Below are 20,307 nucleotides of genomic sequence, written 5' to 3'. Positions count from 1 at the left end.
GCCGTGATCCTTGAACCAGCCGTGACCGAAGTCAAGAGCGAAAGATCGATTGATCGAAAAAAGATCAGAAGAGTTGTGTGCGGAAGCCTCGGTACGCCTACAGGAGAGGCGCTCCGCAGGAGTCCCTGACCCTCAGCTGCGGGAGCAGCGTCAGGTGCCGCCGGGGGGCGCCGGCGCCCTGGCCCAGCCGCTCCACCAGCAGCTCCGTCGCGTGGCGGCCCACCTCGCGCTTGGGCGGGGCCACGGCGGTGAGCGGGGTGTCCGCGAGGGCCGCCACCTCGTCGTCGTACGCGATCAGCGCCAGGTCCTCCGGGACCCGTACGTCCAGCTCCGCCAGGCGCTGGACCACCTGGATCGCGTCGACGTCGTTGTGGATCAGCGCCGCCGTCGCCACCCCCGACCGGACCGCCTCGCGCAGCGCCTGCACGGCCTGCTCGAACGCCTCCGGGGCCAGTTCGGCCGGTACGGAGTCGATCACGTCCTGCGGCGGGCGCAGCCCCAGCACGGTCAGCGCCTCCGCGTATCCGGAGCGCACCGCCAGGGCGGTCGGGGAGTCCGCGCGGGCCATCAGCAGGGGCGCTCCGTGCCCGAGGTCCACCAGGTGGCGCACGGCCAGCAGCACCCCGTGCGCGTGGTCCGAGCAGACCCGGTCCAGGACGTCCAGGGGCGATCCGGCGGCGGGCCTGCGCTCCAGCAGGACGGTCGGGACGGGCAGTGAGCCGATCCAGTCGCCGAACGCCGACGGGTCGCCCGGATGCTGCCAGCCGGGCGCGACCAGCAGGCCCTCGGCGCCCGCGGAGAGCAGCCCCTCGGTACGGGCCTGGTCCTCCTGCGGCCGGTAGTCGGAGATCCGCAGGATCAGCCGGGCGCCCGCCCGTGCGGCGGCCTCGTGGGCACCCCGGATGACCTCGGCGAAGTAGTAGGTCGCGGAGGGCGCGAGCATGCCGAGGACCAGGCCGTTGCCCGCGCCGCCCGGCCCCGTGGCGGGTTCGGTGTCCTGGGGCCAGGACACCGAACCGTGGACCCGGTCGAGCAGGCCGCGGCCGGCCAGGTCCTCGACGTCCCGGCGCACCGTGACGGGCGAGACCCCCAGCTGCGATGCCAGGTCCGACACTCGGGCGGAGCCCCGGTCCCGTACCAGCCCGAGCAGGCGGTCATGACGTTCAGCAGCACTTTCGCGCACGGCGGCAGTCCCCTCGCAGTGTGTGACCCGGCCCTGGCCCGGCCGGTTCCGGAGCCGGTGTCCGACCCTAGACCAACGTGATCGAACGATGGGAGTTTCGATCATTCAAACGTAATCCATTGACGTTCGATCAGTCCGAGTCCAGGATTCCCGGCGATGCCGATCCGGCCGTTCCCGGCCCGTCCCGACCCTGACTGTTCGTACGGAGGAATTGTGAGACATCGCCTCACCGCCGTGGCGCTCGCGGCCCTGATCGCCCCCGCCGGTCTGACCCTCGCAGGCCCGGACTCCGCTCAGGCGGCACCTGCCCGCCGAACCTTCCATGTCGACTGCGGCGCCAACCCCCAGGGGGCCACCGGCAGCAGTCAGCATCCCTGGACCACGCTCGCCGAAGCCAATGCGCACACCTACGGGCCCGGCGACCGGCTGCTCTTCAGGCGCGGCGCCACCTGCACGGGCACCCTCGCCCCCACGGGCACCGGCTCGGAACGCGCACCGTTCACCATCGCCGACTACGGCACCGGCCCGGACCGGGCCCGTCTCGACGGCGCGGGCGCACACGACACCGTCCTGCTTTCCAACACGCAGTACGTGCACCTCAGGGACCTGGAGATCACCAACGCCGACAACCCGGGCAGCGAGCGCAACGGCGTCCGCCTGCGCCTCACCGACTACGGCGTCGCCCGGGGCTTCGACATCAGCGGTCTCTACATCCACGATGTGCGCGGGGGCGACTACAAGACGGTGGCCGGCTCCAGCGCCATCCACATCGCGGTGGAGGGCACGGCCAAGGCCAGCTGGTACGACGGGCTGGACATCGGGCACAACCGCATCGAGGACGTCGACCGCGAGGGCATCTACTTCAAGTCGACCTTCTCCAAGCGCGATCTGGTCGGACAGCAGCAGGACCCGAACGTCTACCCGGGGGAGTGGACCCCCAGCACCGGCGTCCGTATCCACCACAACACCCTGAAGTCCCTCGCCGGTGACGGCATGAAACTCGACACGACGAGCGGCGCCCGCGTGGACCACAACCGGGTCGACGGCTTCCAGCTCCGCTCGCCCTCCGCCAACGCGGGCATCTGGACCTTCAACACCGACGACACGACCGTCGAGTACAACGAGGTCTCGGGCGGCGGCAACACCCATGACGGCATGTCCTTCGACGCCGACGGCGCCTCGCGGAACACCGTCTTCCAGTACAACAACAGCCACGACAACAAGGGCGGCTTCCTGCTGATCTGCCCGTACAGCGGCGCGAAGACCATCGGCACGGTCGCCCGCTACAACGTCAGCCGCAACGACGGCGCCCGCCTCGTCCAGAACTGCTGGGGCCCGATCCTCGGCACCGAGATCTACAACAACACCTTCCACAACAAGGAGCAGATCCCCGGCTTCCTCGTCCAGGACGATGCCGGAAGCCCCTCCACGACCCAGCACGAACTGTCAATCCGCAACAACGTCTTCGTCAGTGAGGGCACGGGCGGCTACCTCTTCAAGAACCCGACTCCCGGGCTCTCCTTCGACCACAACGCCTTCCACGGCATCGACATGACCCGCCCGAACCCCGGCGGCATCACGGCCGACCCGAAGCTGCGGGAGGACTTCCGGCTCGGCACGGGCTCGCCCGCCCTTGCCGCCGGAGCCGTCATCGAGGACAACGGCGGCAAGGACTACTTCGGCAACCGGCTGAAGCCCGGCGCCCCCAACATGGGCGCCTACGCGGGCCACGGGGTGCGGTAACCCGGCGCTCACTGGGGTCCGTACTTGCGGCCTGTCTTGGAGGTGACCCCTCCGAGCAGGCCGCGCGGCGTCACCTTCACCAGACCCATCAGCGCCTTGTACCGCGCGTCCGGAACCGAGACCGACTTGCCGCGCGCCAGGTCCGCCAGGGCCGTGGCCACCAGCTTGTCGGCGTCGAGCCACATCCAGCCCGGGATGTTGCCCGTGCCCATCCCGGCCCGCTGGTGGAACTCGGTCCGCACGAAGCCGGGGCAGAGCGCCATCAGCCGCACGCCCGAACCGGCCAGGTCCTTCGCCGCGCCCTGGGTGAACTGCACGACCCACGCCTTGGACGCCCCGTACGTGCCGCGCGGCACGAACGCCGCCACGGAGGCCACGTTCACGATGCCGCCCCTGCCCCGCTCCTTCATGCCGGCCGCGGCCGCGGAGGTCAGTCGCAGGACCGCCTCGCAGTGCACCTTCAGCATCGCCAGTTCGTCCGCCATGGGGACGTCGAGAAAGTGGCCCTTGTTGCCGAACCCGGCGTTGTTGACCAGGAGATCGACCGACTCCTTGCGGTCGGCCAGCCGGGCCTCGACGGCGGCGATCCCGTCGTCCCGGGACAGGTCCGCGGTCAGCACCTCGGCCTCGATGCCGTGCCGGTCGTGCAGTTCGGTGGCCTGTTCCCGCAGCCGGTCGGTGTCGCGGGCCACCAGGACGAGGTTGTGCCCCTCGGCCGCCAGCCGCCGCGCGAAGGCGGCCCCGATGCCCGCGGTCGCGCCCGTAATCAGTGCAGTCGTCATACGCGGCACGTTAGTGCCCGGCGCACACCACCGGACGACCCGCCCGCCGCTCCCCGCTCAGCCCTGACGGGCCGCGTACGCGCGCGCCTTCCGCAGCGCCCGGGGGTGCAGGGCCTCGCCTGCCGGAAGCAGCAGCGGCAGCAGCTCGCTCCGGGTCGTGACGGCCCGGAACTGCAGCTCGACCGTCACCTCGTGGCCGGGCCGGTGCACGATCTCGACCGGGTCGCCGGCCCGGATGCTGCCCGGCGTGATCACGCGGAGGTAAGCGCCGGGCACGGCGGCCTGCGTGAACCGCTTGACCCAGTGCTCCTCGTCGACGTGGCCCGCGAACGTACGGCACGGAATCCGGCCGGAGGTGACCTCGAGGACCAGCTCGGCACCGATCCGCCAGCGCTCGCCTATCAGCGCGCCGCTGACCGTCACACCGTCCGTGGTCAGGTTCTCGCCGAAGGAGCCGTTGGGCAGCGGGCGCCCCAGCTCCCGCTCCCACGTGTCGAGCTCCTCGCGGGCGAAGGCGTACACGGCCTGGTGCGAGCCGCCGTGATAGCGCAGGTCGCAGACCGTGTCCCCGGCCAGGCCGCTGCCGCCCTCACCCTCGGGACCCGGGTCGCAGACCCGTACGAGCCCCTCGACGGGGCGCTTGTCGATCCCGGTCATGCCGCCCGGGGCGTTGGTGTAGGACGCAGCCACGGGGCGGCCCGCGTTCACGGTCAGCACAGTCATCGCAGTCATGCCCGAACGTCTAACGACTCCCGGCTCAAAGGCGCACGCCATTAACTCGCCTCTGACCCAAGAATCCCTTATATTTTAAGGGTGATCGAAGCCCGTCATCTCCGAGTCCTGCGCGCCGTGGCCGGTACCGGCTCCTTCTCCGCCGCCGCCCGCGAGCTCGGCTGCACCCAGCCCGCCGTGAGCCAGCAGATGAAGGCGCTGGAGTCCTCGGCGGGCACCACGCTGCTGATCCGCACCGGACGCGAGATGCGGCTGACGCAGGCCGGTGAGGCGCTCGTACGCCACGCCTCGGGCATCCTCGCCGGGCTCACCGCCGCCGAGGAGGAGGTCGCCGCGATCGCCGGGCTGCGGGCCGGCCGGGTCCGGCTCGTCTCGTTCCCCAGCGGCAGCTCCACCCTGGTCCCGGGCGCCCTCGCCGCGCTCCGGGCCGCCCATCCCGGCACTCGGGTCTCCCTGGTCGAGGCCGAGCCGCCCCGCTCGGTGGAGATGCTGCGCGACGGTGACTGCGACATCGCGCTGGCCTTCCGCTACGGCACGCCGGGCGCGGAGTGGGACGACCTGGTGGTGCGCCCCCTGCTCACCGACCGGCTGATCGGACTGCTCCCCGAAGGTCACGAGCTCGCCGACCGGGCCGAGGTGGGCATCGGCGAACTCGCGGGAGAGTCGTGGATCGCCGGCTGCCCGCGCTGCCGCCGTCAGCTGGTGGAGGTCTGCGAAGCGTCCGGCTTCACCCCGCGGATCGACTTCGCGACCGATGACTACCCGGCCGTGATCGGACTGGTCGGCGCGGGTCTCGGGGTGGCCGTCCTGCCGGCGCTGGCGATCGAGTCGGTACGCCCCAGGGGCGCCCGGACCGTCACGGTGGAGCCGGCCATCGAGCGCGAGATCGTCGCGCTGACCCTGCCCGACCTGGCGCAGGTCCCGGCCGTGGCGGCCACCCTGGACCAGCTCTCGCATGCGGCGGCCCGCTGAGCGGTCCGCCTCGGGCCCTCGGGCCCGAGCGGGCAAGGGTGCGCGCCCGCGGGCACCCGAGCGAAGAGGGCATGCGCCCACGGCCCGGGTGGAGAAACGTTTCTTCCCTGGTGGAGCGTAGTGGGGCTCAGCCGTGCCCGGGCGGGAACGAGGGTGCCGCCGCGGCGATCAGCCGGTTGCGGGCCCGTCCCATGAGCTCTTCGCGCTCGTCCTCCGTCAGTCCGCCCCACACTCCGTAGGGCTCGCGTACCGCCAGTGCGTGGGCTGCGCACTCGGCGCGTACCGGGCATCGCATGCAGACCTCTTTCGCGGAGGTCTCGCGGGCGCTCCTGGCGGCTCCGCGTTCCCCCTCGGGGTGGAAGAACAGTGAACTGTCGACCCCTCGGCAGGCCGCCAGCAGCTGCCAGTCCCACAGATCGGCGTTGGGTCCGGGAAGGCGGGAAAAATCTGCCATTGCTTGTCCCCTCGAAACCATGCTGAGTCGGAAACGTCGTGGTCGTCCGTCGTGCTGTTGCCCATGACCGTACATCTACGGTGTTAGTAGATGTAAATATGACTGATTGCGAATCTAGCCACAGACACCAGCAAAAGGGAAGAAAATCGGCTAAATGGTGCATAAGTTCCTGTGGAGATTCGGTTGACGGCTGGACGACCTCGTGGCGCTCTCCTCCGTGTCCGGCCCCTCACGTAGAGTGCCGAACTCGGTCGTCCGACCCGTAACTCTTTCGAGTGACCATCGTTGAGAGTGCGGAGGCGGTTGGCAGAGAAGGCGATCGGGCAAATGTCCGAGAGCGTCAACCGCACAGGTGACGACTTGTAACAGCCTGGAGGCTCAAGGTGACGCGCATCAGCTGCGGAGGGCGGTCATGACATCCGTCCTCGTCTGCGACGATTCCCCGCTTGCCCGAGAAGCGCTCCGTCGCGCGGTCGCGACCGTGCCCGGCGTCGAGCGTGTGACGACGGCCGCGAACGGCGAGGAAGTACTCCGCCGCTGGGGTGCCGACCGTTCGGATCTGATTCTGATGGACGTACGCATGCCCGGTCTGGGGGGTGTGGAGACGGTCCGGCGGCTGCTCTCCGCCGACCCCGGGGCGCGGATCATCATGCTGACCGTCGCCGAGGACCTGGACGGTGTCGCGCTGGCGGTCGCCGCCGGGGCCCGCGGATATCTGCACAAGGACGCCTCCCGGGCGGAGCTCCGGGCGACCGTCACCCAGGCCCTGGCCGATCCGACGTGGCGGCTCGCCCCGCGCCGGCTGCGCTCGGCCGAGATGGGTGCGGCGCCCACGCTCACAGCGCGTGAGATCCAGGTGCTCGAAGGGATGAGCCACGGCCGCTCCAACGCGGAGATCGGCCGTGAGCTGTTCCTCTCGGAGGACACGGTGAAGACGCACGCGAGGCGCCTGTTCAAGAAGCTCGGCGCCTCGGACCGTGCGCACGCGGTGGCGCTCGGTTTCCGCTGGGGCCTGGTCCGCTGAGGGCGGGCCGTGACCGGCCGCCGATCCATCCCCCGTCCGCTCGCGGGCGGACGGGGGACCCTCGGGAGAGGGGTGCGGGCCGGGTCGTGTCCCCGGACGCGACCTGCTCGTACCCCACCCGTGCAGCCCGCCGCACCGGCGGCATGTGACGCTTCCCGGCCGATGACGCATCCTTGAGACGTGGAGTTCCTCGGGAACGATTCGGTCGAGCGGAAGGGGAGGGCGCAGGACATGACTTCCGGCGCACCCGCTCATAACGCTTCAGTGCACAACTACGGACGCGGTGCCGCGGATGACGCGGCGCCGGGGCACCATGGTTCGATGCGCGAGGACGGAACGACGGTGATCGGTGCCCTGGTGCATCGCGCCGTCGAGGGCGACGCGCAGGCCACCCATGATCTGCTGGCCCATGTCCACCCCCTCGCGCTGCGCTACTGCAGGTCCCGGCTGAACCGGCTGCCCGGTGATGCCCGTCACTTCGTGGAGGACCTGGCGCAGGAGGTCTGTGTCGCGGTGCTCATGGCGCTGCCGCGGTACAAGGACACCGGCAGGCCCTTCGAAGCCTTCGTCTTCGCCATCGCCGGCCACAAGGTGGCCGATCTCCAGCGTGCCGCGATGCGGCACCCGGGATCGACCGCGGTGCCCTCCGACGAGATGCCGGAGCGGCCGGACGACTCGCTCGGCCCCGAGGAGCGGGCGCTCCTCAGCAGCGATGCGGCCTGGGCCAAGAAGCTCCTCGCCAACCTTCCGGAGAACCAGCGCGAACTGCTGGTCCTGCGGGTCGCCGTCGGGCTCACCGCCGAGGAGACCGGCCAGATGCTCGGCATGTCGCCGGGTGCGGTCCGGGTCGCCCAGCACCGTGCGCTCAGCCGGCTGAGGGCCCTCGCGGAGCAGTGAGCCGGGCCTGTGGCGCCGCGGAACGAGGCCGTAGGAAGCTACAGAACCTCCTGGTGATCTTGTTCATGGAATGAGACACCCCCGGAGGCCGTTAGCATGGACATCCGCACCGATCAAGGCCATTTGGGGAAGGTGTCATGACTGCAAACGTCGACGGAGTGCCCGAGAAATTCGCGACGCTCGGGCTGACATACGACGACGTGCTGCTGCTGCCGGGCGCATCTGAAGTGCTGCCCAACGCGGTCGACACCTCGACGCTCATCTCGCGGAACGTACGGGTGAACATCCCGCTGCTCTCCGCCGCGATGGACAAGGTGACCGAGGCCCGTATGGCCATCGCCATGGCCCGTCAGGGCGGCGTCGGCGTACTGCACCGCAATCTCTCGGTCGAGGACCAGGTCAACCAGGTCGACCTGGTGAAGCGGTCCGAGTCCGGCATGGTCACCGACCCGATCACGGTCAGCCCGGACGCCACGCTCGGCGAGGCCGACGCGCTCTGTGCCAAGTTCCGCATCAGCGGCGTCCCGGTCACCGACCCGGCGGGCAAGCTGCTCGGCATCGTCACCAACCGCGACATGGCGTTCGAGTCGGACCGCTCGCGTCAGGTGCGTGAGGTCATGACGCCGATGCCGCTGGTCACCGGCCGGGTCGGCATCTCCGGCGTGGACGCCATGGAGCTGCTGCGCCGCCACAAGATCGAGAAGCTTCCGCTGGTCGACGAGGCGGGCATCCTCAAGGGCCTCATCACGGTCAAGGACTTCAAGAAGGCCGAGCAGTACCCGAACGCGGCCAAGGACGGCGAGGGCCGCCTGCTCGTCGGCGCGGCCGTCGGTGCCAGCCCGGAGGCGCTGGACCGCGCCCAGGCGCTGGCCGGGGCCGGGGTGGACTTCCTGATCGTCGACACCTCGCACGGCCACAACAGCAACGCCCTCAACTGGATGGCGAAGATCAAGTCGGCCGTGAACGTGGACGTCATCGGCGGCAACGTCGCGACGCGCGACGGCGCCCAGGCCCTGGTCGACGCCGGCGTGGACGGCGTGAAGGTGGGCGTCGGACCCGGTTCGATCTGTACCACCCGTGTGGTCGCCGGCATCGGCGTCCCGCAGGTCACCGCGATCTACGAGGCCGCGCTGGCCGCCCGTGCGGCGGGCGTCCCGGTCATCGGCGACGGCGGCCTCCAGTACTCCGGCGACATCGGCAAGGCGCTCGCCGCCGGTGCCGACAGCGTGATGCTGGGCTCCCTCCTCGCGGGTTGCGAGGAGTCGCCGGGCGAGCTCCTCTTCATCAACGGCAAGCAGTTCAAGTCGTACCGCGGCATGGGTTCGCTGGGCGCGATGCAGTCCCGTGGGCAGGGCCGCTCGTACTCGAAGGACCGCTACTTCCAGGCCGAGGTGTCCTCCGACGACAAGCTCGTCCCCGAGGGCATCGAAGGCCAGGTGCCCTATCGCGGCCCGCTGGCCAACGTGCTGCACCAGCTCGTCGGCGGCCTCCGCCAGACGATGGGGTACGTGGGCGCCGCGTCGGTCGACGAGATGGAGAGCAAGGGCCGCTTCGTGCGGATCACCTCGGCGGGTCTCAAGGAGAGCCACCCGCACGACATCCAGATGACGGTCGAAGCACCGAACTACAGCAGGAAGTAACGCGACAGCGCAGGTGAGGGGCGGACCCGGGTTCCCGGGACCGCCCCTCACGCGTGCGTCGGGGATACTGGACAGCGCAGACGTAGAGGGAAAGGCCACACATCGTGACTGAGATCGAGATCGGGCGCGGCAAGCGCGGCCGCCGGGCATACGCATTCGACGACATCGCCGTCGTCCCGAGCCGCCGGACCCGCGACCCGAAGGAGGTCTCGATCGCCTGGCAGATCGACGCCTACCGCTTCGAGCTGCCGTTCCTGGCCGCTCCCATGGACTCCGTCGTCTCCCCGCAGCACGCCATCCGCATCGGCGAGCTCGGCGGCCTCGGCGTGCTCAACCTGGAAGGCCTGTGGACCCGGCACGCCGACCCGCAGCCGCTCCTCGACGAGATCGCCGAGATGCCGGTCGAGGCCGCGACCCGCCGACTCCAGGAGATCTACTCCGCCCCCATCCAGGAGGAGCTGATCGGGCAGCGCATCAAGGAGGTGCGCGACTCGGGTGTCGTCACCGCCGCCGCGCTCTCCCCGCAGCGCACCGCCCAGTTCTCCAAGGCCGTCGTCGACGCGGGCGTGGACATCTTCGTCATCCGCGGTACGACGGTCTCCGCCGAGCACGTCTCGGGTGCGGCCGAGCCGCTCAACCTGAAGCAGTTCATCTACGAGCTGGACGTCCCGGTGATCGTCGGCGGCTGTGCCACGTACACCGCGGCCCTGCACCTGATGCGTACGGGCGCGGCCGGTGTCCTCGTCGGCTTCGGCGGCGGCGCCGCGCACACCACGCGCAACGTCTTCGGCATCCAGGTCCCGATGGCGACCGCGGTCGCCGATGTGGCCGGTGCCCGCCGTGACTACATGGACGAGTCCGGCGGCCGGTACGTGCACGTGATCGCGGACGGCGGCGTCGGCTGGTCCGGCGACCTGCCGAAGGCCATCGCCTGCGGTGCGGACGCCGTGATGATGGGCTCCCCGCTCGCCCGCGCGACGGACGCGCCGGGCCGCGGCCGCCACTGGGGCATGGAGGCCGTCCACGAGGACGTGCCGCGCGGCAAGCTGGTCGACCTCGGCTCCGTCGGGACGACGGAGGAGGTCCTCACCGGTCCTTCGCACACCCCCGACGGCTCGATGAACATCTTCGGCGCGCTGCGCCGGGCGATGGCGACGACTGGGTACAGCGACCTCAAGGAGTTCCAGCGCGTCGAGGTGACGGTGGCGGACTCGCAGCACCGCCGCTGACTTCTTCGCACACGCAGGAGGGCCCGGACCGCGATCGCGGTCCGGGCCCTCCTGCGTGTGTCGTGCCCGCGGTCCGACTAGTCGGACGTCTTGCGGGCCGTGGAGAACGCCACGACGCCGGCGACCACGAAGAAGACGACGCCCATGAAGTCGATCTCTTCCTTCCACGCCTTGCTCAGGTCGCCGAAGTGATCGAAGAAGATCTCGGAGACCGAGAGCGGGATGATGTCGCTGAGGAGGATCGCCGCACCGAGCAGCTGGCCGAGGTACACGCCGAGCAGCGCGAAGACAGCGCTGACGACCGGCAGGGCGGGGTTGCGTCCGCCGAGCTTGCCGGCGGCGAGGCCGACGAGGGCGCCGACACCCACGGCCGCGTAGCCGATCTCGTGCTCCGTGGCGCCGATGATCGCGCCGTAGATCCCGGCCGCGACGAGGGCGGCGACGAACGCCACGAGGATGCCGAGGCCCACGTTGTTACGCGCGGGTGCCACCGGTGCGAACGGGGCGCCGCCGCCGTACGGGGCGCCGACGGGCTGCTGACCCGCGAACGGGTTGCCGGTCGGGGCGCCGGGCTGGGGCTGGCCGGGCTGGGCCGCGTACGGGTTGCCGGGCTGGGGCTGGGCGTCGTGCGGCTGGTTCGGCGGTGGTACGGGCGTGCTCATGTTGGGTTCCCCCTGGGACGTCTGCGCACGGGTGTGCGATGAGTGACGCCGCAGGCTAGCAGCCGGTTCCGACATCGGCCCACCGGAATCCTTGGGGGGACTGAGCGGGGAGCGGTTTCAGAGCCGGTGCGCGGCTCCTGCCGGGGTCGCGCCGCGGGTGTCGAGAAGGAGCTGCGCCTTCACCGCGAGGCCCTGGAGGTCGTACGTGCGGTGGTGCTGGAGCAGCACCGTCAGATCGGCGCTGGAGGCCGCCTCGTACAGCGAATCGGCACGGGGGACCGGGAGTTCGCGTACGCGCCAGTCCAGGACGTGCGGATCGTGGTAGCCGATCTGGGCCCCCATGTCCATCAGCCGGGTGGCGATCCCGCGGGCGGGGGAGGCCTCCTGGTCGGCGAGGTCCGGCTTGTAGGTGACGCCGAGGAGGAGGACCCGGGCGCCGCGGACGGACTTCCCGTGCTCGTTGAGGAGGGTGGCGCAGCGCTGGATCACGTACTGCGGCATCCGGTCGTTGATCTCCTGGGCGAGCGAGACCATCCGCAGGGGGTGCCCGGGGGTGCGGCTGTTGTACGGGAGGTAGCCCGGGTCGACCGGGACGCCGTGGCCGCCGACGCCGGGGCCCGGGCGGAAGGGCTGGAAGCCGAAGGGTTTGGTCTCGGCGCACCGGATGACGTCCCACAGGTCGACGCCGAGGTCGTGGCAGAGCACGGCCATCTCGTTGACCAGGGCGATGTTGACGTGCCGGAAGTTGGTCTCCAGGACCTTCGTCATCTCGGCCTCGCGCGGGCCCCGGGCGCGGACGACCTTGTCGGTGAGCCGGCTGTAGAAGGCCGCGGCCGACTCGGTGCAGGCGGGGGTGAGGCCGCCGATGACCTTGGGGGTGTTGGCGTAGACGTGGGTGCGGTTGCCGGGGTCGAGCCGGGTGGGGGAGTGGGCCAGGTGGAAGTCGCGTCCGCCGCGCAGCCCCGAGCCCTCTTCGAGGAGGGGGAGCAGAAAGCTCTCGGTGGTGCCGGGCGGGACGGCCGACTCCAGCAGCACTGTGGTGTGCGGGCGCAGCCGGGCGGCCAGGGCGCGGGCGGCGGCGCCCACGCCGGTGAGGTCGAGGGTGCGGTCGGGGCCGAGGGGCGTGGGTGCGCAGATCACGGCGGTACGGACCCGGCCAAGCTCGGCCTGGTTGGTGGTGGGGCGGAATCCGCCGGAGAGCATCCGGCGGATGTCCGACGCGGTGAGCGATCCCTCGACGGGGGTGCGGCCTGCGGAGAGCTCCGCGAAGGCCCGGGGGTCGGTGTCGTAGCCGATGGTCTGGATACCGGCGGCGACGGCGGCTTGGGCGAGGGGCAGGCCGAGGTGACCGAGTCCGATGACGGCGAGGTCTGCAGGCACGTGGGTGGCCGTCCTTCCCTAAGACCGACCGGCACATGAGGGGTGGCGTCGCGGGGCGGGGTGCGTGCAGCTGCGGCGTTGTCGTCAATCACCATGGCTCCGCCATGCCTCAATCCTCCGCCTTGCAGCTGCACGCACCCCGCCCCGCTCCTTCTTCCACCCCTCATGTGCCGGTCGGTCTAAGACCATGAGGAGAGAAAGCGCAACTGCTGGGGACAGCGCAATGTCAGACTAGGCGTAAATATGACCTATATGCCGCATTGTGTGGCCCCAGTCGTCCGGGTGTTGTCCACAGGCGGTGGCTGAAGTCGCGGAGCGCGGACAGAATCGAGAGGTGGGCACGGGCACCCGACCCCGCGGTCGGACCGCATCCCCGTGCCGGACCACCCCGATCTACCGGGAGGCAGCAGTGAGGACAGCGACACTGGGACCCGCGGAGCGCGCCCAGGCGCTCGCCGCGATGGCCGAGCGCGAACTGGACGTGCTGGTCGTGGGGGCGGGCGTGGTCGGCGCCGGGACGGCACTGGACGCGGTGACAAGAGGGCTCTCGACCGGACTGGTCGAGGCGCGCGACTGGGCGTCCGGCACGTCGAGCAGGTCGAGCAAGCTGATTCACGGCGGGCTGCGCTATCTGGAGATGCTCGACTTCGCGCTCGTCCGCGAGGCGCTGAAGGAGCGCGGGCTGCTGCTGGAGCGCCTCGCCCCGCACCTGGTGAAGCCGGTGCCGTTCCTCTACCCGTTGCAGCACAAGGGCTGGGAGCGGCTGTACGCCGGTTCGGGCGTCGCGCTGTACGACGCGATGTCGGTGTCGTCCGGGCACGGCCGCGGACTGCCCGTGCACCGGCACCTCTCCCGCCGCCAGGCCCTGCGGGTCGCGCCGGCGCTGAAGCGGGACGCCCTCGTGGGGGCCCTGCAGTACTACGACGCCCAGATGGACGATGCCCGCTATGTGGCGACGCTGGTGCGCACCGCCGCCGGGTACGGCGCGCAGGTGGCGAACCACGCGCGGGTGATCGGCTTCCTCCGGGAGGGCGAGCGCGTCGTCGGCGCCCGGGTGGAGGACGTCGAGGCGGGCGGTGAGTACGAGGTCAGGGCCAAACAGGTGGTCAACGCCACCGGCGTCTGGACGGATGACACCCAGGCGCTGATCGGCGAGCGCGGCCAGTTCCACGTACGGGCCTCCAAGGGCATCCATCTGGTCGTTCCGAAGGACCGCATCCACTCCTCCACGGGCCTGATCCTGCGCACCGAGAAGTCGGTCCTCTTCGTCATCCCGTGGGGACGGCACTGGATCGTCGGGACGACGGACACCGACTGGGACCTGGACAAGGCGCATCCGGCGGCGTCCAGCGCGGACATCGACTATCTGCTCGAACACGTCAACTCGGTCCTGGCCACCCCGCTGACCAGGGACGACGTCCAGGGCGTCTACGCAGGGCTGCGGCCGCTGCTGGCCGGCGAGTCGGACGCGACCAGCAAGCTGTCGCGCGAGCACACGGTGGCACACCCGCTGCCCGGCCTCGTCGTCGTCGCGGGCGGGAAGTACACCACGTACCGGGTGATGGCCAAGGACGCCGTCGACGAGGCGGTGCACGGCCTCGACCAGCGGGTCGCGGAGTGCGTCACGGAGGACATCCCGCTGCTGGGGGCCGAGGGCTACCGCGCCCTGTGGAACGCACGGGCCAGGATCGCCGCCAGGACCGGCCTCCACGTCGCCCGGGTGGAGCACCTGCTGAACCGGTACGGCTCCATGACCGAGGAGATCCTGGAGCTGATCGTCGCCGACCCGGTGATGGGTGAACCGCTGCCGTCCGCCGACGACTACCTGAAGGCCGAGATCGTGTACGCGGCCTCGCACGAGGGGGCCCGCCACCTCGACGACGTACTGACCCGTCGCACCAGGATCTCCATCGAGACCTTCGACCGGGGCACGCGCTCCGCACGGCTGTGCGCGGAGCTGATGGCGCGGGTGCTCGGCTGGGACGAGGGCCGGATCGACCGTGAGGTCGCGCACTACGAGAAGCGGGTGGAGGCGGAACGGGAGTCGCAGCGCCAGCCCGACGACCTGACCGCGGACGCGGCGCGGCTGGGAGCACCGGACATCGTGCCCATCTAGGGCCTTTCGTTCGGATCGTGCCGGTCTCGCGGGTCAACGCCACCTCGTCGCCCGCCGCCCTCTGTCCGTCCGCCCCGCCGCCCCGCTCACCTGTCGCCCCGCGGAGGCGGCCGCCCTGCCGTCCCGCCCGCCGGTCGCCTCCGCCGGGCGGGATCTGGGCGTGGGTGCTGGAACTCCGGTGCTCACGGCGTGGGTTCGAAGGTGGCGGTGACGTTCTGGGACAGGCCTTCGGGGCGGTACGCAAGGACGGGCCGGGAACGCGGCGGTCCTGACCGTCGCTCCGGACGACCGGGCCGTGGTAGGCAGGAGGGTGCCCGGGTGGAATGTGGTTCCCTGGGCAGGGAACCAGTGGGGGCGCGCGGCCATGGCACGGCAGCGCCGCGCCGTACGTGCCCGGCAGGAAATCCCTTCCTCCGGCCACAACATGACGGTCCCCGGACCCGGCACCAGGACCGGTCCAGGGGTGAGGGACAATGAACGCTCTGCCAGGGCGGGTTGATCGCAGAGGGGACGCATGTCGGAGGCGGAGCAGGCACGGGGGCCCCAACGGGACAAGGACGGACGTCTTCTCGCGGGGCGGTACCGGCTCGGGGAGGTGCTCGGCCGGGGCGGAATGGGCACGGTCCACCGCGCCGTCGACGAGACGCTGGGCCGCACGGTCGCGGTCAAGGAACTGCGGTTCCCCACGGCCATCGACGACGACGAGAAGCGCCGGCTCATCACGCGTACGCTGCGCGAGGCCAAGGCGATCGCCCGGATCCGGAACAACGGCGCGGTCACGGTCTACGACGTGGTCGACGAGGACGACCGGCCGTGGATCGTCATGGAACTCATCGAGGGCAAGTCGCTGGCCGAGGCGGTGCGCGAGGACGGCGTCCTGACGCCGCGACGGGCGGCCGAGGTCGGCCTGGCCATCCTCGACGTGCTGCGTTCGGCGCACCGCGAGGGCATCCTGCACCGCGACGTGAAGCCGTCCAACGTGCTGATCTCCGAGGACGGCCGGGTCGTGCTGACCGACTTCGGGATCGCCCAGGTCGAGGGCGACCCGTCGGTCACCTCCACCGGCATGCTCGTCGGCGCCCCCTCGTACATCTCGCCGGAACGGGCCCGCGGGCACAAGCCCGGGCCGCCGGCCGACCTGTGGTCGCTCGGCGGACTGCTGTACGCGAGCGTGGAAGGCTGCCCGCCGTACGACAAGGGGTCCGCGATCGCGACCCTGACCGCCGTGATGACCGAACCGCTGGACCCGCCGAAGAACGCGGGCCCGCTGGAGGAGGTCATCTACGGGCTGCTCGCCCGGGACCCCGAGCAGCGGCTCGACGACGCGGGCGCGCGCGCCCTGCTCAACGCCGTCATCGACGCCCCGGAGCAGCCGGAGCTTCCGGTGCCGCCGCCGGCCGATGCCACCCAGGTGATGGCCCTCCCCAAGAACGTGGCCGACGCCCCGCCCAAGGCGGCGAAGAAGTCCGCCGATACGGGCGAGGGGACACGCGACCGGCTGCGCGGGGCGCTGCGCTCCGTGCGGAACGCGAAGGCTGCACCCGCCGCGGCCGCCGGTGCCGGCGCCGGCGCGGTCGCCTCCACCCCGGCCCGGCCCACCACGGCTCCCGCGACGGTCACGGCCTCCCCTTCGGGCGCCGTGCCGCCGCCGCGTCCGGCCACCTCGCCGGTCACTCCGCCCCGCGCTTCGCTCACGGACGTGGTGCCGCGCCGCACGCTGGCGATCATCGCGGCCGTCATCGTGCTCGCCGTGCTCGGCACGGTCCTCGCGCTCACGCTCGGCGGGGACGACAAGGGCTCCGACGACGCCGGCAAGTCCAAGGACGGCACGTCCGCCTCGGCCGGATCCTCCGCCGGCAGCGGCTCCGGCGGCTCCGGCGACACGGAACAGGGCAGCGGCAAGGAGCAGGGCAAGGACGAGGACGCGAAGGGCAGCGGCAGCCAGGGCGCGGACGACGACGCGAGCACGGGGCCGGACGGTTCCGGCGACGGCTCGGACGGCGCCGACGCACTGCCCGCCGGGTACAAGCGGGTCACCGACAAGCGGTTCCACTTCACCATGGCCATGCCCGAGGGCTTCCGGCGCAACTCGATAGCGGGCATCAACTCCGGCGGGATCTACAACATCGACAAGGGATACCCGCGCGTCCAGGTCGACTACAACAGCTCGCCCGGCCAGGACGCGGCCGGCGCCTGGAAGGCGCTGAAGAGCGCGGTCGCCGCCTCCAGCAACGGCTACCGCCACCTGGGGATAAAGCCGGTCGAGTACAACGGCTACCCGACCGTCGCCGACTGGCAGTTCGAACGGAACGAGAACGGCCAGCGAAGCCGGATCCTGAACCGCGGATTCAAGGTCGATGCCAAGCGCGGCTACTCGATCATGATCAGCTGCAAGTCCGACGAGTGGGACGGCGCGGAGTGCCGGACGCTGCGCAGGACGGCGTTCGACACCTTCAAGCCGCTCGACTGAGACAAGCCGCCCGGCCGGGTTGCGCCGACCCGCCGCGCGGCCGCCTCATGCCACGTATTGTGAGAACCCGAAGACCGTACGCAGCCGAAACCACAAGTCAATTGCACAGCAAGTGACTGCAATTGATGGCTTCGTGCGGTCTGCGTGACCGGGGGACAGCGCGCTCTGGGGAGGCGTCGTGGACGACTATGCGGGTCGGGTACTTGCCGACCGCTACCGCCTTCCGCTGCCCCCGTCCGACGAGTACGAACTGGTCGAGACCCGGGCGTTCGACACCTATAGCGGCCAAGAGGTACTGGTCCGTCAGGTGCCGTTGCCCGAGGTCGTGGACGCCGAGGTGCTCGACGCGGACGGGCTGCCCACGGCGGCGCGGCGGACGAGCGGACGCACGGTGCGCAGGTCCACCGATCCGGCGGTCCGGCGAGCCATCGAGGCCGCCCAGGCGGCGGCCCAGGTGCCCGACCACCCGCGCCTGGACCAGGTCTTCGACGTGTTCGCCGAGGCGGGATCGCTCTGGATCGTGAGCGAACTGGTCGCGGCCCGGCCGCTTGCGGCCCTGCTCGCGGAGCACCCGCTCAATCCGTACCGGGCCGCCGAGATCGGCTCCGACGTCCTGACCGCGCTGCGCGTCCTGCACGCCCACGGCTGGACCCACCGCAACATCACCGTGCGCACGGTGCTCATCTGCGACGACGGACGCGTCGTGCTGACGGGCCTGGCGGCCGGGGCGGCGGAGGAAGCGCTCTGCGGGTACGTTCCGGTGCCGCGCACCGACGACGACGGCGAGGGCGGCTACGGCGCCCCCGCGATCGAGTCGGGGCCCACGGGCCCGTACGCCCCGCCGGACAGCGCCGATTCCTACGGCCCGCCCGCGATCGAGCCCGAGGGCGCCGATCCGTACGGCCGGCCCGAGGTGCCCGGTTCCCGCGGGCCCGCGGCCATCGAGTCGGGGTCCGGGGGCGGTCCGGCGCAGCCCTACGGAGCCGGCGAGCTGGAGTCCGTGCGCCGGCCGCCGCCGCCCGCACCGCCCGCCACCGTGCCCGTCCCCGCATCCGAGGCCGGCAGCGCGCAGGCGCGGGCCGCGCGGGCAGGCGCCATCGCCGCATACCGTGCGGGCGCCCGCGCCGCCGCGCGAGTCAGCGAGGAGGAGCGCCGGGCCGGTACGGACGAGGCGCAGGAAACCGGCATCCTTCCGGTCCCGCGGCCCGCCCACCCGCAGCCGCCCCTCGCCCGGCCCGGCATCCCGGCCGCGTACGACGCCCAGGACCTCTACGACGACGAGGATCCGTACGACGACGAGGGCGACGGCTTCGACAGCGGTGACTTCAACGGCAACTACGCCGCCGCCGACGATGACGCCGACGACGGTGATGGCAAGGCACCGCCCCGGCGGCTCCACCTGACCGGTTCCTGGGACGACGGCCCCGGCCGCGGGCGCCCGGTGTCCGCGGGCGGATCCAGCGAGGACGCACTGCGCGCCGACTCCCGGCGCCAGGGCACCACCCCGGCCGTGCGCCCGCAACTGCCCGCCAGCACCCGCGAGACCGCCCCGGGCCGGTGGGACGAGATCGTCGCCGGAAGCCGTGACCGGTCCGCGTACCGAGGCCCTGCCACCACCCTCGCCGCCGAGCGGGCCCGGCAGGCCCGGATCGCCGTCGTCGGCGCGGTCACCGAGCGCTGGGCGCCCGAGCAGGCCGGTCCGGTCCACGAGAACTGGCAGCTGGCACCGCCCATCGGCCCCTCCACCGACCTCTGGGCGCTGGGCGCCCTGCTCTACCGCGCCGTACAGGGCCACGCCCCGTATCCGGAGGAGAGCGCCGCCGAACTCGTCCAGATGGTCTGCGGTGAACCGCCCGCCTTCGCCGAGGAGTGCGGGCCGCTGCGGCCCGTCGTCGAGTCGCTGCTGAGGCAGGACCCCACCGAGCGCCCGGACTTCGAGGAACTGCGCGGCTGGCTGCGCTCCCTCGTGCGGTCGGCGCCCGAGCCGGAGGCCGGTCTCGACGTCGTGACGCTGCCCTCGGCCGACGCCACCCGGCTGCCCGTAGTACGCCGCCGGGGCGAGCTCGTCCGCAAGCGCCGCGGCCGCCGCGGCGGGGCGGCGCACGGCCGGCACCGTCACACCAAGGAGCGGCTGGAACCCGCGGAGCGGGCCACGCTTCAGCCGCGCGAGCCCAGGAGTCCCAAGCCGCCGCGCGAGCCCAAGGGCCCGAAGGCGTTGCGCACCCCGCCCCGCCCGCAGCGGGAGGGGACGCACGCACCGCGCCGGCTCGGCCGGCTGCTGCTCGTCCTGATCCTGCTGGTCCTGGCCGCGGTGGTCGCGTACGCGGTGATGTTCATGCCCAAGTCCGGTACGGAGTCCGGTGCCGGCGCCGACCCCTCCCGCACCCCGTCAGGAGCGCCCGAGCCCGGCTCCCAGGACTCCGGGGGGCCGTCATCCGCGGGCTCCTCCGGCGCGCAGCAGCCGCAGACCAGCCGTTCCGCCGTCGCGCTCGCACCCGGCTACACCCTGCGCAGGGACGCCGAGGGCTTCGAGGTCGGGACGCCCAAGGGCTGGCAGCGCAGCCCCGCCAACGCGAACGGTCAGATCCGTTACGGAAGCGATGGCTTCAGCCTCCTCGTCGTCCCCGGCCGCGACACCGTGAAGGCCAACGGCGCCGACCCGCTCGACTACCAGCGGGACAAGGAAGCGGAGTTGAAGCCGTTCCGCGACTCCAGCTGGGCGTCGGCGAGCGGTCTGCGCCGGATCGACGTCGGCCGGCAGGCCATGGCGGAGGGCCAGTTCACCTGGCGGGAGGCCGGTGGCCGCGAGGTCTACGTCCGCAACCTGGTGATGGTCGTCGAGGGCCGCTACCACATCCTCCAGGTCATCGGCCCTGAGGACCAGCGCGACAAGGTGACCGAGATCTACCAACAGGCCAGCGTCTCCTACCGCGTGACACAGTGAAGGGAAGCCGTTCGGCGGCGGGCGTTCCGGCAGGGCGACAAGCATCACAGTGCGGTCTCGTGAGCGATGCGAGGTTCCG

15 protein-coding genes are annotated in these 20,307 nt (G+C 71.5%); 9 read left to right on the top strand and 6 right to left on the bottom strand.

The window, feature by feature from the left end; translation table 11 throughout:
- Positions 1–97 precede the first annotated feature (97 nt).
- Positions 98–1,183: a substrate-binding domain-containing protein gene (locus tag ACIOEW_RS11500; protein ID WP_401963396.1), complete on the bottom strand. Its 1,086-nt coding sequence runs from the start codon at positions 1,181–1,183 to the stop codon at positions 98–100.
- A gap of 213 nt (positions 1,184–1,396) precedes the next feature.
- Between ACIOEW_RS11500 and ACIOEW_RS11495 the strand changes: the two genes are divergently transcribed.
- Positions 1,397–2,926 (top strand): right-handed parallel beta-helix repeat-containing protein, encoded by a 1,530-nt coding sequence (locus tag ACIOEW_RS11495; protein WP_401963394.1) that lies wholly within the window; start codon positions 1,397–1,399, stop codon positions 2,924–2,926.
- Between the two features lie 8 nt (positions 2,927–2,934).
- Here the strand turns inward: ACIOEW_RS11495 and ACIOEW_RS11490 are convergent, their stop codons facing one another.
- Positions 2,935–3,708: an SDR family oxidoreductase gene (locus ACIOEW_RS11490; RefSeq protein ID WP_362555309.1), complete on the bottom strand. Its 774-nt coding sequence runs from the start codon at positions 3,706–3,708 to the stop codon at positions 2,935–2,937.
- A 57-nt stretch (positions 3,709–3,765) separates the two neighbouring features.
- On the bottom strand, positions 3,766–4,431 hold the full coding sequence (locus ACIOEW_RS11485; RefSeq protein WP_401963856.1) for an MOSC domain-containing protein: 666 nt from the start codon (positions 4,429–4,431) through the stop codon (positions 3,766–3,768).
- Between the two features lie 90 nt (positions 4,432–4,521).
- Between ACIOEW_RS11485 and ACIOEW_RS11480 the strand changes: the two genes are divergently transcribed.
- Complete coding sequence (locus tag ACIOEW_RS11480; protein ID WP_362555311.1) at positions 4,522–5,412, top strand: LysR family transcriptional regulator; 891 nt, start codon at positions 4,522–4,524, stop codon at positions 5,410–5,412.
- 127 nt (positions 5,413–5,539) lie between these two features.
- Here the strand turns inward: ACIOEW_RS11480 and ACIOEW_RS11475 are convergent, their stop codons facing one another.
- A complete protein-coding gene (locus ACIOEW_RS11475) occupies positions 5,540–5,866 on the bottom strand; it encodes a WhiB family transcriptional regulator (protein WP_362555313.1) in 327 nt (108 codons plus the stop codon).
- 412 nt (positions 5,867–6,278) lie between these two features.
- On the opposite strand from ACIOEW_RS11475, the gene ACIOEW_RS11470 reads away from it, so the two are divergent.
- From ACIOEW_RS11470 to ACIOEW_RS11455, 4 genes are all read left to right on the top strand, one after another.
- Entirely contained in the window at positions 6,279–6,890 is a 612-nt protein-coding gene (locus ACIOEW_RS11470; RefSeq protein WP_003948568.1) for a response regulator transcription factor, read from the top strand.
- A 321-nt stretch (positions 6,891–7,211) separates the two neighbouring features.
- Positions 7,212–7,787, top strand: a complete 576-nt coding sequence (locus tag ACIOEW_RS11465) for a sigma-70 family RNA polymerase sigma factor (RefSeq protein WP_148020273.1) — start codon at positions 7,212–7,214, stop codon at positions 7,785–7,787.
- Between the two features lie 137 nt (positions 7,788–7,924).
- On the top strand, positions 7,925–9,427 hold the full coding sequence (gene guaB, locus ACIOEW_RS11460) for an IMP dehydrogenase (protein ID WP_362555315.1): 1,503 nt from the start codon (positions 7,925–7,927) through the stop codon (positions 9,425–9,427).
- A 104-nt stretch (positions 9,428–9,531) separates the two neighbouring features.
- Positions 9,532–10,656 carry a GuaB3 family IMP dehydrogenase-related protein gene (locus tag ACIOEW_RS11455; protein ID WP_015610798.1) on the top strand — a complete coding sequence of 375 codons (1,125 nt, stop codon included), beginning with the start codon at positions 9,532–9,534 and terminating at the stop codon, positions 10,654–10,656.
- Between the two features lie 77 nt (positions 10,657–10,733).
- Here ACIOEW_RS11455 and ACIOEW_RS11450 read toward each other — a convergent pair whose 3' ends face one another.
- Positions 10,734–11,318, bottom strand: coding sequence for a hypothetical protein (locus tag ACIOEW_RS11450; RefSeq protein ID WP_362555318.1), 585 nt, complete (start codon positions 11,316–11,318; stop codon positions 10,734–10,736).
- 117 nt (positions 11,319–11,435) lie between these two features.
- A complete protein-coding gene (locus tag ACIOEW_RS11445; RefSeq protein WP_362555320.1) occupies positions 11,436–12,698 on the bottom strand; it encodes a nucleotide sugar dehydrogenase in 1,263 nt (420 codons plus the stop codon).
- Between the two features lie 409 nt (positions 12,699–13,107).
- Between ACIOEW_RS11445 and ACIOEW_RS11440 the strand changes: the two genes are divergently transcribed.
- The 3 genes from ACIOEW_RS11440 to ACIOEW_RS11430 all read left to right on the top strand — a co-directional run bounded on the left by ACIOEW_RS11440 (position 13,108) and on the right by ACIOEW_RS11430 (position 20,228).
- On the top strand, positions 13,108–14,814 hold the full coding sequence (locus ACIOEW_RS11440) for a glycerol-3-phosphate dehydrogenase/oxidase (RefSeq protein ID WP_401963393.1): 1,707 nt from the start codon (positions 13,108–13,110) through the stop codon (positions 14,812–14,814).
- A gap of 514 nt (positions 14,815–15,328) precedes the next feature.
- Positions 15,329–17,284 carry a protein kinase gene (locus ACIOEW_RS11435; RefSeq protein ID WP_401963391.1) on the top strand — a complete coding sequence of 652 codons (1,956 nt, stop codon included), beginning with the start codon at positions 15,329–15,331 and terminating at the stop codon, positions 17,282–17,284.
- Positions 17,285–17,462: 178 nt separating this feature from the next.
- Positions 17,463–20,228: a protein kinase gene (locus ACIOEW_RS11430; protein ID WP_401963390.1), complete on the top strand. Its 2,766-nt coding sequence runs from the start codon at positions 17,463–17,465 to the stop codon at positions 20,226–20,228.
- Positions 20,229–20,307 lie beyond the last annotated feature (79 nt).

Source organism: Streptomyces sp. NPDC087901 (assembly GCF_044742205.1).
Taxonomy (GTDB): domain Bacteria; phylum Actinomycetota; class Actinomycetes; order Streptomycetales; family Streptomycetaceae; genus Streptomyces.
Note: the sequence above shows the minus strand (reverse complement) of the source record. Positions and strands in the feature narration are given on the sequence as shown.

Coding starts and splice junctions, on each gene's coding strand:
- ACIOEW_RS11490 (WP_362555309.1), bottom strand. CDS start 3,708: ATGACGACTGCACTGATTACGGGCGCGACCGCGGGCATCGGGGCCGCC.
- ACIOEW_RS11485 (WP_401963856.1), bottom strand. CDS start 4,431: ATGACTGTGCTGACCGTGAACGCGGGCCGCCCCGTGGCTGCGTCCTAC.
- ACIOEW_RS11475 (WP_362555313.1), bottom strand. CDS start 5,866: ATGGCAGATTTTTCCCGCCTTCCCGGACCCAACGCCGATCTGTGGGAC.
- ACIOEW_RS11470 (WP_003948568.1), top strand. CDS start 6,279: ATGACATCCGTCCTCGTCTGCGACGATTCCCCGCTTGCCCGAGAAGCG.
- ACIOEW_RS11465 (WP_148020273.1), top strand. CDS start 7,212: ATGCGCGAGGACGGAACGACGGTGATCGGTGCCCTGGTGCATCGCGCC.
- guaB (WP_362555315.1), top strand. CDS start 7,925: ATGACTGCAAACGTCGACGGAGTGCCCGAGAAATTCGCGACGCTCGGG.
- ACIOEW_RS11450 (WP_362555318.1), bottom strand. CDS start 11,318: ATGAGCACGCCCGTACCACCGCCGAACCAGCCGCACGACGCCCAGCCC.
- ACIOEW_RS11435 (WP_401963391.1), top strand. CDS start 15,329: ATGTCGGAGGCGGAGCAGGCACGGGGGCCCCAACGGGACAAGGACGGA.